Origin of the sequence: Alteromonas sp. MB-3u-76, from assembly GCF_002831605.1 — a bacterium.
Lineage (GTDB): Bacteria > Pseudomonadota > Gammaproteobacteria > Enterobacterales > Alteromonadaceae > Alteromonas > Alteromonas hispanica.
Genome location: NZ_CP025115.1, coordinates 1,538,950 through 1,552,244 on the forward strand (window position 1 = coordinate 1,538,950; position 13,295 = coordinate 1,552,244).

Below are 13,295 nucleotides of genomic sequence, written 5' to 3' on the forward strand. Positions count from 1 at the left end.
ACCTTTTCAAGAAAAAAATGACATTTTTTCAAAAATATTTTTCACTTATGATTTAAGTGTATGAATTTTAGTGTTTTTTTATTGATAAGATTTTTTGCGTTTTTCTGTGTGACACTTTTGCTAAAAACATTTAGCAATACATTAACCAACGTGCTTGTTTATAAATGCTACAATCCACGCAGATTAAATGCGTTGAGAAAAATACGAATAAGGTTATGAATAAAGACGTTGTTGTTTTAAATTGTGGAAGTTCATCTGTTAAGTTTGCCATTATTGATGCCGTTACCGGTAAGGCCGGTTTGTCTGGTTTGGCAGAAAGCTTAGGTAATACGGATGCCAGCCTAACGTATAAATTAAATGGTGAAAAAAACTCATTTTCATTAACTGACAATGCTGGACACACCGAAGCACTGAATGCGATTTCAAAGATTATTGAAGATACTGGCGTAAAACCCATCGCAGTAGGTCACCGTGTTGTTCACGGCGGAGAAAAGTTTAAAGAGGCTGCGTTAGTTGATAACGAGGTACTCGCGGCCGTAGAGGACTACGCCAGTATGGCGCCGCTGCATAACTTAGCCAATTTAAAAGGCATAGTGACAGCGCAAAAGGCATACCCAAATCTACCCCATGTATGCGTGTTCGACACATCGTTTTTCCAAAGCATGCCGCAAAAAGCGTATATCTACGCCCTACCCATGCGTTTATACAAAGAACATGGAATTCGTCGCTACGGTTTTCACGGCACAAGCCATAAATTCATTCTCGACAGTGCCGCTAAATTGCTCGATAAGCCGGTAGAAGAAACCAGTATTATTAGTGCTCACCTAGGAAATGGATGTAGCGTAACTGCCATTGAAAAAGGTAAAGCAGTAGACACCAGCTTAGGTTTCACGCCTCTTGAAGGTTTGGTGATGGGCACAAGATGTGGAGATATGGACCCTAGTTTACCCGGCACACTTCAAAAAAAGCTGGGTAAAACAGCCGATGAGATTAACGATTTACTCAACAAACAATCGGGGCTTTTGGGTATTTCAGAACTGAGTAACGACTGCAGAACGCTTGAAGAAGAGGCTGAAAAAGGCCACGAAGGTGCGCTACTTGCTATCGAAATTTTCTGCTACAGGTTGGCAAAATATATTGCTAGCTACCTTATCGCAACGCCTTCACTCGACGCCATTGTTTTCACTGGTGGCATAGGTGAAAACTCATCGCTGATACGTGAAACTACGATGAGTTATTTTGCTCACCTAGGTGTCACATTAGATGAGCAAAAGAACCTCGATGCGCGTTTCGGCAAAGGAGGCGAAATTACGTCTTCTTCATCGTCGAAAACCGTTTTTGTTGTGCCCACTAACGAAGAGTGGGTGATTGCTGCTGAAGCAGCCACATTCGCTTAGAAATTTGCCTTTAAAGCAGGAGAAATTATGTCTCGCAAAATAATGCTAATTCCCGTTGGCTCAAGCGTAGGGTTAACGACGGTTAGCATGGGCCTTGTTCGCGCTATAGAAGAGCAGGGTATAAAGCTTAACTTTTTTAAACCCGTTGCCCAGCCTCGTCGCGGAGACAAAGGCGAAGAACGCTCAACGGCAATTATTGCTCACCATGCCAGTGTTACACCTATATCGCCGTTCAAACTTGAATATGTTGAGCGAATGATAGGTAATGACAATACCGACGAGTTGCTTGAAGAAATTATTGAACGCTTCGAGAACAATAGCGAGCGAGACGCAGTCACCGTTATCGAAGGGCTGGTTACTACCCGGCATCACCCCTACGCAGAGCGATTGAACTTAGAGATAAGTCGCGCGTTAGATGCTGATATCGTTTTTGTGGCGGTTCCCGGTAACGACGACACTGTTGATATCAATCATAGATTAGAAATAGTGGTAGACACTTATGGCGGGCATAAGAGCCAAAAAGTGGTGGGATGTATTTTCAATAAAGTGAATGCGCCCTTTGATGAACACGGTAGATTGCGAGCCGATATTGGCGTAATCGATAAGCCTGAACACGACGAAGCGCGATCACTTGCACTGAAAGAACTGCCTATTTTCAACAAGGGTCTCAGTCTTTTAGGCATGATTGATTGGAGTGCTGAGCTTGTCTCTCCTCGAGCGATTGATGTGGCAAAGCATCTAAATGCCACGTCACTAAACGAAGGCGATATGGACAAACGCCGACTGAGTAGCGTGACCTTTTGTGCTCGAGAAATTCACAATATGGCGCACACGTTAAAGCCTGGTGCATTGCTGGTGCTATCAGGTGACAGAAGCGATGTGTTTGTATCTTGTTGTCTTGCCGCGCTAAACGGCACTAAGTTAGGAGCTTTGCTGCTTACTGGCGGCTACGAGCCGGATGAAAATATTATGGCGCTGTGCAGTCAGGCAATGGAGACAGGATTGCCTGTGATGTTAGTTAACACTAACACCTGGCAGACTGCGCAAAACCTGCACGCATTTAACCAAGAAGTGCCGGTAGACGATAGCCAGCGTATCGAAAAGGTGATGGTGCATACAGCAGAAAGCCTTGATGCCGCCTGGGTAACATCGCTAACGGATAAAGTCTCTCGTCAGCGCAAACTCTCGCCATCAGCATTCCGTTACTATTTGACTAATCGCGCGCGTCAGGTGAATAAGCGCATTGTGCTGCCCGAGGGAAATGAACCTCGTACAGTTGTTGCAGCATCTATTTGTGCAAGTAGAGGGTTAGCAAGACCTGTTTTATTAGGTGATGAAAACGAAATTCGACGTATTGCCGAGCAGCAAGGTGTGGTGTTAAGCGAAGGCGTTGAAATTCTCTCGCCAGATAATGTTCGCGGCGATTACGTTGAGGGGCTTGTTCAGCTAAGAGGACACAAAGGCGTAACTGATGTAGTGGCCAATGAGTTACTGCAAGATAATGTAACCTTGGGCACTATGATGTTGCAGCAAGATCACGTAGACGGGTTGGTATCTGGAGCGGTGAACACCACCGCAAATACTATTCGACCCGCGTTACAGCTGATTAAAACCGCGGAAAATGCGTCGTTAGTCTCTTCTGTGTTTTTCATGCTGCTGCCCGATCAAGTATTGGTTTACGGTGACTGTGCTATCAATCCCGACCCGAATGCCCAGCAGTTGGCCGATATCGCCATTCAGTCTGCAACCTCAGCGCAGATGTTCGGTATTGAACCGAGAGTGGCCATGATCAGCTACAGCACAGGTACGTCAGGCGCAGGTAGCGATGTTGAAAAGGTACGAGAAGCAACTGAAATTGCAAAATCTATGCGCCCAGACTTACTTATTGACGGCCCATTGCAATACGATGCAGCCGCCATTGAAAGTGTAGGTAAAAGCAAAGCCCCCAACAGCCCAGTGGCGGGTAAAGCGAATGTATTTGTGTTCCCAGATTTAAATACGGGAAATACCACTTACAAAGCAGTTCAGCGTAGTTTCGACTTAGTGTGTATTGGCCCCATGCTGCAAGGTATGCGCAAGCCCGTTAACGATTTAAGTCGCGGTGCATTGGTCGACGACATCGTATTTACTATTGCCCTAACGGCTATTCAGGCCGAAGGCGGTAGCTGATTTTAAGGTGAGTAAGAGGCTTGAACTTAATAAGTTCAAGCCTCAAAGTTAACAAGCGCTATGTCCGTTTGGTCTTTCCTGTTCGGTTATGGCGCTTTTGTGTCATTTATTATCCAGAATGAGCTAAATAAGTGATGACAATACCGCTTATCAGGCCGCACAAATAGCCGATGAGATGCGTATTCAATAGCGATAATTTTCTATCCTGAACCGAAGAGGCATCTGTTTCTTCTGAAAACTCGATAATCTCTGCTCTTTCTACCTCAAATACTGAGGAAAGGCTGGCAACGGTTTCATTAGAGGCTTGGCCATAGCGCTCAACACGTTGTATGGTTCTTAAGCTCACGCTACATGCATCGGCTAAGTGTTGCTGAGTCCAACCGTTTTTTGTTCTTTTTTGTTTAATAAATGCTGCATTAACTTCCATGTTTCACCTACAAAATAAAAAGCGTTGCAAGTGCATAGCCAGATACAGCGCCAACAAGTCCGCCCAATAATGATTCTTTTACAACACGGGCTAATCCTTTGTGCTCAACCTCAAACGTTCTAGGATTAAATCTCAGGGTTGCAAAATGCGCGCTGTCCTTAATAAGCGTGCAGCGTATTCGCCCTGATATAAAGCTTTCGACATAAAGTTCTACCTCAAAGTTACTATCTAAATAGCGAAATGTTTCGTTACTCGTTTTTTTAAAGGTTGAGAGACCCGACTGTCGCGCAATCTCATTACCATTGACAAAAAAGATACGCTCGTTGCTTAACGGCTTCACCTTTACCTGCACTGCTAAATTTTCATCACCAAAGTAAAAATTAAGACCGTCTTTTAGTGAGTAGTTAACTTTCTTATATTTTGAGTGTGCTTTTTCCATGTCCTAACCCTAATCCTGGTTTCAAACTGAGTTTTAATTAAACGCTTTCGTACGGAGTTCGCACTGAGGAAACATAGCAATTAAAGCTGCTTAAGCTTGTTCCCTTAATACGTACAGCCATTGTAAGAAATGAGAAGAAAAAAGCATCCAAACGGTATGGCATTCATATGTCATTCGTATGCCACTTATATGACACTTAACTAAAAACAATGAGTTATAAGACTTTTTTAAGCCTTATACAAGGATAGCGTCTTGCCGAAGTCATCTTAGTTACAACGTATTAAAAGTTGAAAATATCAGTGATATTTCATATCACGAGACTGAAACACCCTGTCGTTAAAAAAGAGAAACTGCGCTAGCTAAAGTGCATGCTTCAGATATAATGCCCTCCTTGTTAAAGCCACAATCATCAAATGTGAGTTAGCCATAGTGATCACCGTTATAAAAAACGCGAATGTGTTTGCTCCACAGGCATTGGGTATAAATCACCTGGTGTGTGCGGGCAGCAAAATCATTTACATCGGTAAAACTTTGCCCGCCATGGACCTTCCGCATGAGGAAATAGACGCTGATGGTGGAATGCTAACGCCTGGTTTTATCGATGGTCACACGCACTTAACGGGTGGCGGCGGTGAGGCTGGATTTTCAACACGAGTACCGCCAGTTCCGCTAAGCAAGTTTACTCGGGCAGGGGTAACCACGGCCGTTGGTTTGCTTGGTACCGATGATATTACCCGCAGCACAGAATCGTTGGTTGCTCAGGTTTATGCATTACGTGAAGAAGGTTTCTCAGCGTATTGTTATACGGGGGGGTATCATTTGCCTCCCACAACGCTTACCGGTTCTGTACAAACTGATATTGTGTTCATCGAACCTGTAGTGGGTGTAGGTGAGTTGGCCATTAGCGATCATCGTTCAAGCCAACCTACTCTTAATGAGCTGTTGAAAATAGCTTCTCAAGCCCACGTTGCTCGCTTAATGACCGGGAAAGCGGGCATGCTTCATCTGCATTTAGGTGACGGAGAGCGAGGTTTAGGTCTAATACGCGAAGCGTTATCGCAAGCTGAAATACCTCCACGTACTTACAATCCAACCCATATCAATCGTCAAAAATTTTTATTTGATGAAGCGTGCGATTTGGCTAAGCAGGGATGTTGGGTGGATGTGACGGCATTTGAATCAGGAGATGTGGGGTACGACCCTGCAGACGCCTTGCTGCGCTATATGCAGCAAGATTTACCGCAAGATAAATTGACTATCAGCTCAGACGGCGGTGGGTGCTTACCCGATTTTCATCCCGACGGTAGTTTAGCGAAAATGGATTTTGCTGATTCACAATCTATGACTAATGTTTTTTACGAGCTAATTGATAACGGAGAGGAGGTGTCTCGCTTTTTGCCCTTCTTTGCCCAAAATGTTGCTCAGCTAATGAATTTTCATAATAAGGGGCACATCAGCGTTGGCGCCGATGCCGACATCCTTATTTTTGATAAACAGAATAGAATTGAGCATGTTATCGCCCTTGGGCAATGTCATGTTAAGCATAAACAGCAAATTAAAAAAGGCACATTCGAGTAAATATTATGCCCTCTCCAACTATTGACGGCACCCAACGTGGATATGTTATCCCGATTGGTGGTGCAGAAGAAAAAATTGATAACCCAGAAATTTTATCCAAATTTGTGGAGCTTTGCGGCGGCAAAGATGCAGTAATCACTATAATACCCACGGCGTCACAGCTAGACGACACGGGAACTCGTTATCAGCAGATATTTGAAGAAATAGGCGTTAAAAAAGCCCACTCTTTGCCTATCTCTGAGCGTGTAGATGCGCAAAACGAAGAATACGTAAAAATTCTAGAGCAAAGTACGGGTATTTTTGTAACAGGTGGTAATCAGCTTAGGCTTTCTACCATATTAGGCGGCACGCCTATCGCAAAAACCATTCGTCAGCTCAATGCGCAAGGCGTTCATTATGCCGGCACTTCAGCGGGCGCCGCTATTGTGTCCCAGCATATGATCACTGGCGGCAGCACGGGTATTGTACCAACTGAAGATGGAGTCAATCTTGCGCCAGGCATGGGCCTTATCAATACCATAGTGCTAGATCAGCACTTTAATCAGCGTAATCGTTTGTCTCGATTGTTGTCGGCGGTATCTTACAACCCGTTTCTTATTGGTGTTGGTTTAGATGAAGACACTGCAGCATTCATTAACCCAGATAACGAGTTTACCGTTGTAGGTAGTGGTGCGGTAACGGTAGTAGATCCAAGCAACATTGAATATTCTTCAATGGCAGAAGCGAGAACCGGCGACGCGCTAACCCTGCTCAACTTAAAAGTACACATCCTAGCGTCAGGCGCACGCTACAACATCACCGACAGAAAAGCCTTCACAGCATAAAGGGGGTCAGAACCTGAGGTATCCCCACAAATAATGACTAAAATTCAGTAAGATAAAAAATAAAGGGAACATTCATGACGTTTGGTGATCAGATCTTTCGCCAAAAACAAATGAAGGTTAAACGCCATGAATGCCCTATCTATTGTGAACAAAGTCATCTCGCTTGTCAGCTTTAAAATGCATAAGTCTCGACAAAAAGCACTTACCGCATGTGTCAAAAGTTTGCTAAGCGGAAGTGCCGCAACTGTCACGAGCATAGGTCGAGACAACAATAATAAAACCTTTGAAAAGCACCGGATTAAGCGAGCCGACCGATTACTTTCCAATACAAACTTATTACATGAAACGCCCTGTACGGGGCCATCCGGGCCGATGCTTCGGTGCAGGTTGTTGTGGGGGCTGGAGGTTAAAGACCTCTGGCTACCCGATTATAGCTCTGCGATGTGCGACAGAGTTTCTGGGTGGCGCTGTACCAGCTTTAGAAGAGTAACAGCTTGCCCATTTGGTGCGCTCCGCCCCTGCTCCCAGTTTTCCAATGTACGTGATGATGTATGCAGTAAACGAGCAAATACACCACGAGACATATTAAACTGCTCACGAATACTAACAATTTCATCAGGTGAGATATCTAGCTCACTGATGTCATTAACTTGATGAGTTTTCAGAGTCACTTTGCCCTCTGAATGCTCCTTAGCTTCAACAAGTGCAGAATTTAACTCTGCAAATAGATCACGATTGCTCATTGCGCCACGCCTCCATAAAAGCTTTTAACTGTTTCTTTTGATCTGCGGTTAAATCTGCCATTTCATTTTTGCCGTAAATAGTCAGCAAATAGAAGCGACGCTTTTCATCGAGGAAGTAATAGATAACACGTGAACCACCACGCTTTCCCTTACCTTTACTTGCTACTCGAATCTTCCGCAAACCACCAGTACCTTGAATTACGTCACCTTGCTTCGGGTTTGACATAAGTTCAGCTTGGAACAATCGAAACTCCTCGTCACTGAGGTAATCATTTCGGTACTTTTCAAATGTGGTTGATTCAACAAATACACTTTTCATAAGCAAAGTGTACGCAAGTAACGTATGGATGGCAAGCTATACGTGAATAGCGTAGTAATTAAATTTTGAAGTGTGGATCTGACCCTGAGGTATCCCCACAAATAATGACTAAAATTCAGTAAAATAAAAAATAAAAAATAAAGGGAACATTCATGACGTTTGGTGATCAGATCTTTCGCTAAAAACAAATGAAGGTTAAACGCCATGAATGCCCTGTCTATTGTGAACAAAGTCATCTCGCTTGTCAGCTTTAAAATGCATATGTCGCGACAAAAAAGCACTTACCGCATTTGTTAAAAGTTTGCTTAACGGAAGTGCCGCAACTGTCACGAGCATAGGTCGAGGCATCAATAATAAAGCCTTTGAAAAGCATCGGATTAAGCGAGCCGACCGATTACTTTCCAATACAAACTTATTACATGAAACGCCAAGTTCGGGCTTGGGTATGAACAAAACAAAAGTATTAAAAAGCAACGTCTTACAATATTGATATTGCTGACAACATTAGCGTCACTGGTTGCTATGTTACTGGGTATGGTGCTTGTTTCTTCGAACAAACATCGCCAATTCCAAGCGAATACCGAAACCAGAAGCGTGCTATCATTCCACTACCTTGGCCTTAGAGCTATTGCTTGCCGAATAAGGTTTACCATGCGACAGTGTAAAGCTGCACTCAAATGGTACAGCTCCATAGTAGACAGTGCATGGGCCGGAAGCACATGGAATTAAATTCGTGGGGATCCCTCAGGATCTGACCTCATTTATTCTGTAGTGTTGTTACATAGTATGGGAATTAAAAAGGGAAGGTTGGTGTAATGAAAATTTTAAGTCAAAATGTGTATGTTGGTCCTAATGTTTACGCTAATTTCCCGGTTATTTGTTATCAAATAGATATTGGTGAGTTGGAAAAATGGCCGTCGGTAAAACTTGGTCGAGAGTTTATTGATGGGCTAGTGGCGGCAATACCTAGTTTGCAAGAGCACGGCTGCTCTTACGGCGAAAAAGGAGGCTTCCTGCGTCGTCTCAATGAAGACGAAGGAACTTGGATTGGCCATATCTGGGAACATGTTGCTATAGAGCTTCAAAACTTAGCCGGTTCCGCAGTGTCTTTTGGTCGTACCCGCAGTTTAGAAAATGAAGGCTGTTACTATGTTGTCTATCAATACCATCAGCGCGATGTGGGGATAGAAGCCGGAGCACTAGGGTTAAAACTGTTAAAGCACCTAATGCCAAGGGAAGTTCAAAAGGCAATAAATGCAGAAATAGAAGACGATTTCGACTTTAACGATGAATTAACGGCCTTTATCAAAATGGCGCAGCGCAAGGAGTTTGGTCCAAGTACCGCTTCTTTGGTCGCAGCTGCTGAAAGCCGGGATATCCCATGGCTTCGCCTGAATAACTACAGTTTAGTTCAGTTTGGCCACGGAAAGCATCAGCAGCGTATTCAGGCCACTATCACCAGTGAAACTAAGCATATCGCCGTTGAGATTTCCTGCGATAAGGAAGACACCCACAACCTTCTTAATGATTTAGGCTTACCTGTACCTCAACAGTTAATGGTTTATAACGAGCGACAAGCAATAAAAGCCGCAAGGCGTATTGGTTTTCCCGTCGTTTTAAAACCATTAAACGCCAATCACGGTCGTGGAGTGAGTATTAACCTAACCTCCGACGAAGAAGTACAGGTGGCGTTTAGTGAAGCGCAGCAACACGGCACAAGTCGCGCTGTGTTAGTAGAGAGTTATCTAACGGGTTACGATCACCGCATGCTGGTGGTGAACAACGAATTAGTCGCTGTTGCCAAGCGCGTGCCCGGACACGTAGTAGGCGATGGCAAGCATACTATTTCAGAGTTGGTCGACATCGTAAACCTCGACCCTCGCCGTGGAGTAGGGCACGAAAAAGTACTTACTCGACTTGAGCTAGATAACCAAGCAATGCGGTTACTGGAGGAAGCGGAATATACCGAAGACACAGTACTTCCAGAGGGAGAAACCTTCTTTTTGCGCTCAACAGCTAACCTGTCAACGGGCGGAACCGCCATTGACGTTACCGATATTGTGCATCCAGATAACCGAGATATGGCAATACGCGCCATAAGAGCCATTGGTCTTGATATTGGCGGCGTAGACTTCTTAACCGAAGATATTAGCCGTTCCTATAAAGAAATTGGCGGCGGTATTTGTGAATGTAATGCTGCACCTGGTTTTCGCATGCATGTAGCACCCAGTGAAGGTCAGCCTCGTGATGTGGCGGGCAAGGTAATGGACATGCTGTTCCCAACCGGCAAAGACTCTCGTATTCCGGTAGCGGCAATTACCGGTACAAATGGTAAAACCACCACTTCCCGTATGCTGGCCAGTATTATGAAAGCCGCGGGTCATACAACCGGTATGACGTCGACCGATGGTGTTTATATCGACGGACACCTTACTGTTAAAGGTGATATGACCGGACCCACGTCAGCACAAATTGTATTGCGCGACCCGAGCGTCGACTTTGCCATTATGGAGACCGCGCGTGGCGGCATAGTTAAGCGTGGCCTTGGTTATCAAACCTGTAACGTAGGTGCATGTTTAAATATCACTGCAGACCATTTAGGGCAGCGTGGAATTAATACGCTAGAGCAACTCGCCCAAATAAAGCGGGTTGTGGTAGAAGTAGCGCAAGACTGTGTTGTGCTAAACGCCGACGACATCCACTGTCTGCAAATGGCTGAGTTTTGTAGTGCCAAACAAATTTGCTACGTTACCATGGACCCAGGACACGGCTTAGTGCGTGAACATATTCGACGTGGTGGCATGGCTGTAGTGCTTGAGAAAGGCATTAACGGCGACATGATCACCATTTATGATAAAGGGGCGCATATCCCCTTACTTTGGACACACTTAGTCCCGGCTACCATTGAGGGCAAAGCTCTACATAACGTTCAAAACGCCATGTTTGCTACCGCAATAGCGTACAGTTTCGATACTAGCTTAGAGAATATCAGACAGGGCCTACGCATATTTAATACGTCCTTCTACCAAGCGCCAGGCAGATTGAACATATTCGACGAACACCCGTTTAAAGTTATTCTTGATTATGCACACAACCCAGCAGCCATTAAGACTATTTCAGACTTGGCGGCTCGATTAGACGTTAAGGGCAAACGCCGTTTGGTTATTGCTATGCCTGGCGATCGCCGTGATGAGGATATTATTGAATCGGCTAAATCTGTAGCTTCTACCTTCGACACTTTTGTTTGCAAAGCCGATGACGATAGACGCGGGCGCGGTTACGATGAATTGCCACAGTTGCTGAAGAAAACCCTTATGGAAGAAGGCGTGGATGAAAAAGACATTCTCGTTATTCCTAGCGAGGAAGAAAGTATTGATGCGGCTTTATCGTCTTGCCACGCTGGCGACTTACTCATGATTCTTGGCGACAATATCACCCGTTGCTGGAAGCAGATAGTGCACTTTAATGACGACGGTGTGGCAGATACGCCGGAATCGCAAAGCAATTTAACTCCATCACAGGACTACCCTGAAAAGCTATTCGAAGTTATTGAAAACAAGTTTGAATTGCAGGAAGGCCAGCGCATAGTAAACGACGAACGTGGCGTCCACATTGTTGTAGACCGCGATGAAGAGTCAGATTAAATGGACCAGCAGCACAACGCAATTCGACTAGATTTAGATGAGGTACGGCGCCTGACGGGGCCGAATCTTTTATCTAATCATACTGGCGCTATCATCGATGTGTTGATAGAGGGGATTAACGGCCAAAAGGTAATAGACTGTTTACAAGGTCACCTACAGGCCATTCAACATCAGCTTGAATGGCATGAAAAAACCTTTGTTCGTTATTACGACGGGGGAGCGAGTTTATCGATGAGCGCTCCCATCGACCTCTTATACAGTGCTTGTGACATACTTGAACTCGCATGGGAATGCTGTGTTCTCGATTTTAGTAAGCTTTATGCTGTTCAGTCAGATACTTTGCCTCTTGCCAATTTTACTAGCAGGGTAGATGAACTGCGAACCGCTATTATAGAAGAAAGGAACCCCGCTCTCATTGCTTTTGTTCAAGCGGCTGAAAATAACAAAGTACGCTGCTTGGTAGATGATGATGAGGTTAGCCTAGGCGCTGGCGTAAGTGCGCAAACTTGGCCCATAGACGCTATTCCGGATCCCTCAACAATAGATTGGCAACAGTTCAGTGATATTCCCTTGGCGCTCATCACCGGCACCAACGGCAAATCGACAAGTGTTAGATTGGCTGCTCAAATTGCCAAGGCCGCAAACCTCAATTCGGGCGTTACCTCTACCGATTTTATAAAGGTAGGCGATGATATTATAGACGAGGGCGACTATTCGGGGCCCGGTGGAGCGAGAATGCTATTGAGAGACAACCGCACTGAAATAGCGTTCTTAGAAGTAGCTCGAGGTGGTCTATTGCGCAGGGGGCTACCGGTTTATCATGCCAATGCTGCGCTAGTAACCAACGTTGCCAGCGACCATTTAGGTCAGTACGGTATTAATACGGTAGATGACATTGCGCACGTAAAGCTCATGGTGAGTAAAGCCATTCATCAAGGCGACACCCTAGTGTTAAATGCGGACGACTCGCGCTTGGTAAAGTTTGTACATAGCAACGCAAACCCTGATTCTGTTTGTTGGTTCAGCAAGTATGCAGACAATCAGCAAATAGTAGAGGCATTAGCTGCGAGTTGCCCATGTGTTTATGCGAAAGACAATCAGATCATTTATTTCGACGGAAAAATATCACACGCTATTGCTCAAATTGATCGTATACCCATGACCGTAAACGGCACGGCCTTGCACAACCTCGAAAACGCCCTTGGCGTGGTGGGGCAGTGTAAATCGATGGGAATAAGCAGTAAGGCAGTAACTCAGGGCTTATTTGATTTCGAAAGTAATGCGTCGGATAACCCCGGTAGAACCAATATATACAAGCGCAAAGGCGCTACTATTATTGTGGATTTTGCCCATAATCCTCATAGCATGCAGGCTGTGATAAAAATGTCCTCAGGTTTAAAGCAAAAAAATGATTATGGCGAAATAAAAGTGTTGTTTGGCCATGCTGGTGACAGGTCTAACGAGGATATCAAACGTGTCGCCGATGCCATTGTTACCTTGCAACCTAATACTTACATTCTCACCGAACTAGAGAAGTATTTAAGAGGCCGCGAGCCGGGCGAAATATCGGACATTGTTGAGCATCATTTACTCGCAAGCGGTGTACAAGCTTCTCAGATACAACGGGCAAGTAGTCCCTTAGCTGGCACGCAGACGGCGTTGAAAGAGGTAAATGAAGGCGACTTGGTTTTGCTATTCGCCTTAACTGAGCGAGAGGAAATCCGCGCTTTTATTGAGTCAATAAAGTAGCCACCA

The 13,295-nt window shown here is 44.9% G+C and carries 11 protein-coding genes; 7 read left to right on the forward strand and 4 right to left on the reverse strand.

The features are described from left to right. The first annotated feature begins 215 nt into the window (after positions 1–215). Together CW735_RS06905 and pta are read left to right on the forward strand one after the other, a co-directional pair. Positions 216–1,397, forward strand: a complete 1,182-nt coding sequence (locus CW735_RS06905; RefSeq protein WP_071979352.1) for an acetate kinase — start codon at positions 216–218, stop codon at positions 1,395–1,397. Positions 1,398–1,424: 27 nt separating this feature from the next. Next, a complete protein-coding gene (pta, locus tag CW735_RS06910; RefSeq protein WP_071979351.1) occupies positions 1,425–3,566 on the forward strand; it encodes a phosphate acetyltransferase in 2,142 nt (713 codons plus the stop codon). Between the two features lie 109 nt (positions 3,567–3,675). Here pta and CW735_RS06915 read toward each other — a convergent pair whose 3' ends face one another. Then, positions 3,676–3,993 carry a helix-turn-helix domain-containing protein gene (locus CW735_RS06915; protein ID WP_071979350.1) on the reverse strand — a complete coding sequence of 106 codons (318 nt, stop codon included), beginning with the start codon at positions 3,991–3,993 and terminating at the stop codon, positions 3,676–3,678. Between the two features lie 7 nt (positions 3,994–4,000). Continuing rightward, entirely contained in the window at positions 4,001–4,432 is a 432-nt protein-coding gene (locus CW735_RS06920) for a hypothetical protein (protein ID WP_071979349.1), read from the reverse strand. Positions 4,433–4,861: 429 nt separating this feature from the next. Here CW735_RS06920 and iadA point away from each other — a divergent pair, with 429 nt between their 5' ends. Together iadA and CW735_RS06930 are read left to right on the forward strand one after the other, a co-directional pair. Continuing rightward, on the forward strand, positions 4,862–6,010 hold the full coding sequence (gene iadA / locus CW735_RS06925; RefSeq protein ID WP_071979348.1) for a beta-aspartyl-peptidase: 1,149 nt from the start codon (positions 4,862–4,864) through the stop codon (positions 6,008–6,010). 5 nt (positions 6,011–6,015) lie between these two features. Next, a complete protein-coding gene (locus tag CW735_RS06930; protein ID WP_071979347.1) occupies positions 6,016–6,834 on the forward strand; it encodes a cyanophycinase in 819 nt (272 codons plus the stop codon). 428 nt (positions 6,835–7,262) lie between these two features. Here the strand turns inward: CW735_RS06930 and CW735_RS06940 are convergent, their stop codons facing one another. Next, a complete protein-coding gene (locus CW735_RS06940; RefSeq protein WP_071979346.1) occupies positions 7,263–7,577 on the reverse strand; it encodes a helix-turn-helix domain-containing protein in 315 nt (104 codons plus the stop codon). Further along, positions 7,564–7,821: a type II toxin-antitoxin system RelE/ParE family toxin gene (locus CW735_RS06945; protein ID WP_232368385.1), complete on the reverse strand. Its 258-nt coding sequence runs from the start codon at positions 7,819–7,821 to the stop codon at positions 7,564–7,566. The genes CW735_RS06940 and CW735_RS06945 overlap by 14 nt, the downstream gene beginning before the upstream one ends. A 561-nt stretch (positions 7,822–8,382) precedes the next feature. On the opposite strand from CW735_RS06945, the gene CW735_RS19865 reads away from it, so the two are divergent. From CW735_RS19865 to CW735_RS06960, 3 genes are all read left to right on the forward strand, one after another. Further along, positions 8,383–8,625, forward strand: a complete 243-nt coding sequence (locus tag CW735_RS19865) for a hypothetical protein (protein ID WP_232368386.1) — start codon at positions 8,383–8,385, stop codon at positions 8,623–8,625. Positions 8,626–8,711: 86 nt separating this feature from the next. Next, positions 8,712–11,540, forward strand: coding sequence for a cyanophycin synthetase (gene cphA, locus CW735_RS06955; protein WP_100971425.1), 2,829 nt, complete (start codon positions 8,712–8,714; stop codon positions 11,538–11,540). Then, a complete protein-coding gene (locus tag CW735_RS06960; RefSeq protein WP_198520997.1) occupies positions 11,541–13,289 on the forward strand; it encodes a Mur ligase family protein in 1,749 nt (582 codons plus the stop codon). Positions 13,290–13,295 lie beyond the last annotated feature (6 nt).

Coding starts and splice junctions, on each gene's coding strand:
- CW735_RS06905 (WP_071979352.1), top strand. CDS start 216: ATGAATAAAGACGTTGTTGTTTTAAATTGTGGAAGTTCATCTGTTAAG.
- pta (WP_071979351.1), top strand. CDS start 1,425: ATGTCTCGCAAAATAATGCTAATTCCCGTTGGCTCAAGCGTAGGGTTA.
- CW735_RS06915 (WP_071979350.1), bottom strand. CDS start 3,993: ATGGAAGTTAATGCAGCATTTATTAAACAAAAAAGAACAAAAAACGGT.
- CW735_RS06920 (WP_071979349.1), bottom strand. CDS start 4,432: ATGGAAAAAGCACACTCAAAATATAAGAAAGTTAACTACTCACTAAAA.
- CW735_RS06930 (WP_071979347.1), top strand. CDS start 6,016: ATGCCCTCTCCAACTATTGACGGCACCCAACGTGGATATGTTATCCCG.
- CW735_RS06940 (WP_071979346.1), bottom strand. CDS start 7,577: ATGAGCAATCGTGATCTATTTGCAGAGTTAAATTCTGCACTTGTTGAA.
- cphA (WP_100971425.1), top strand. CDS start 8,712: ATGAAAATTTTAAGTCAAAATGTGTATGTTGGTCCTAATGTTTACGCT.
- CW735_RS06960 (WP_198520997.1), top strand. CDS start 11,541: ATGGACCAGCAGCACAACGCAATTCGACTAGATTTAGATGAGGTACGG.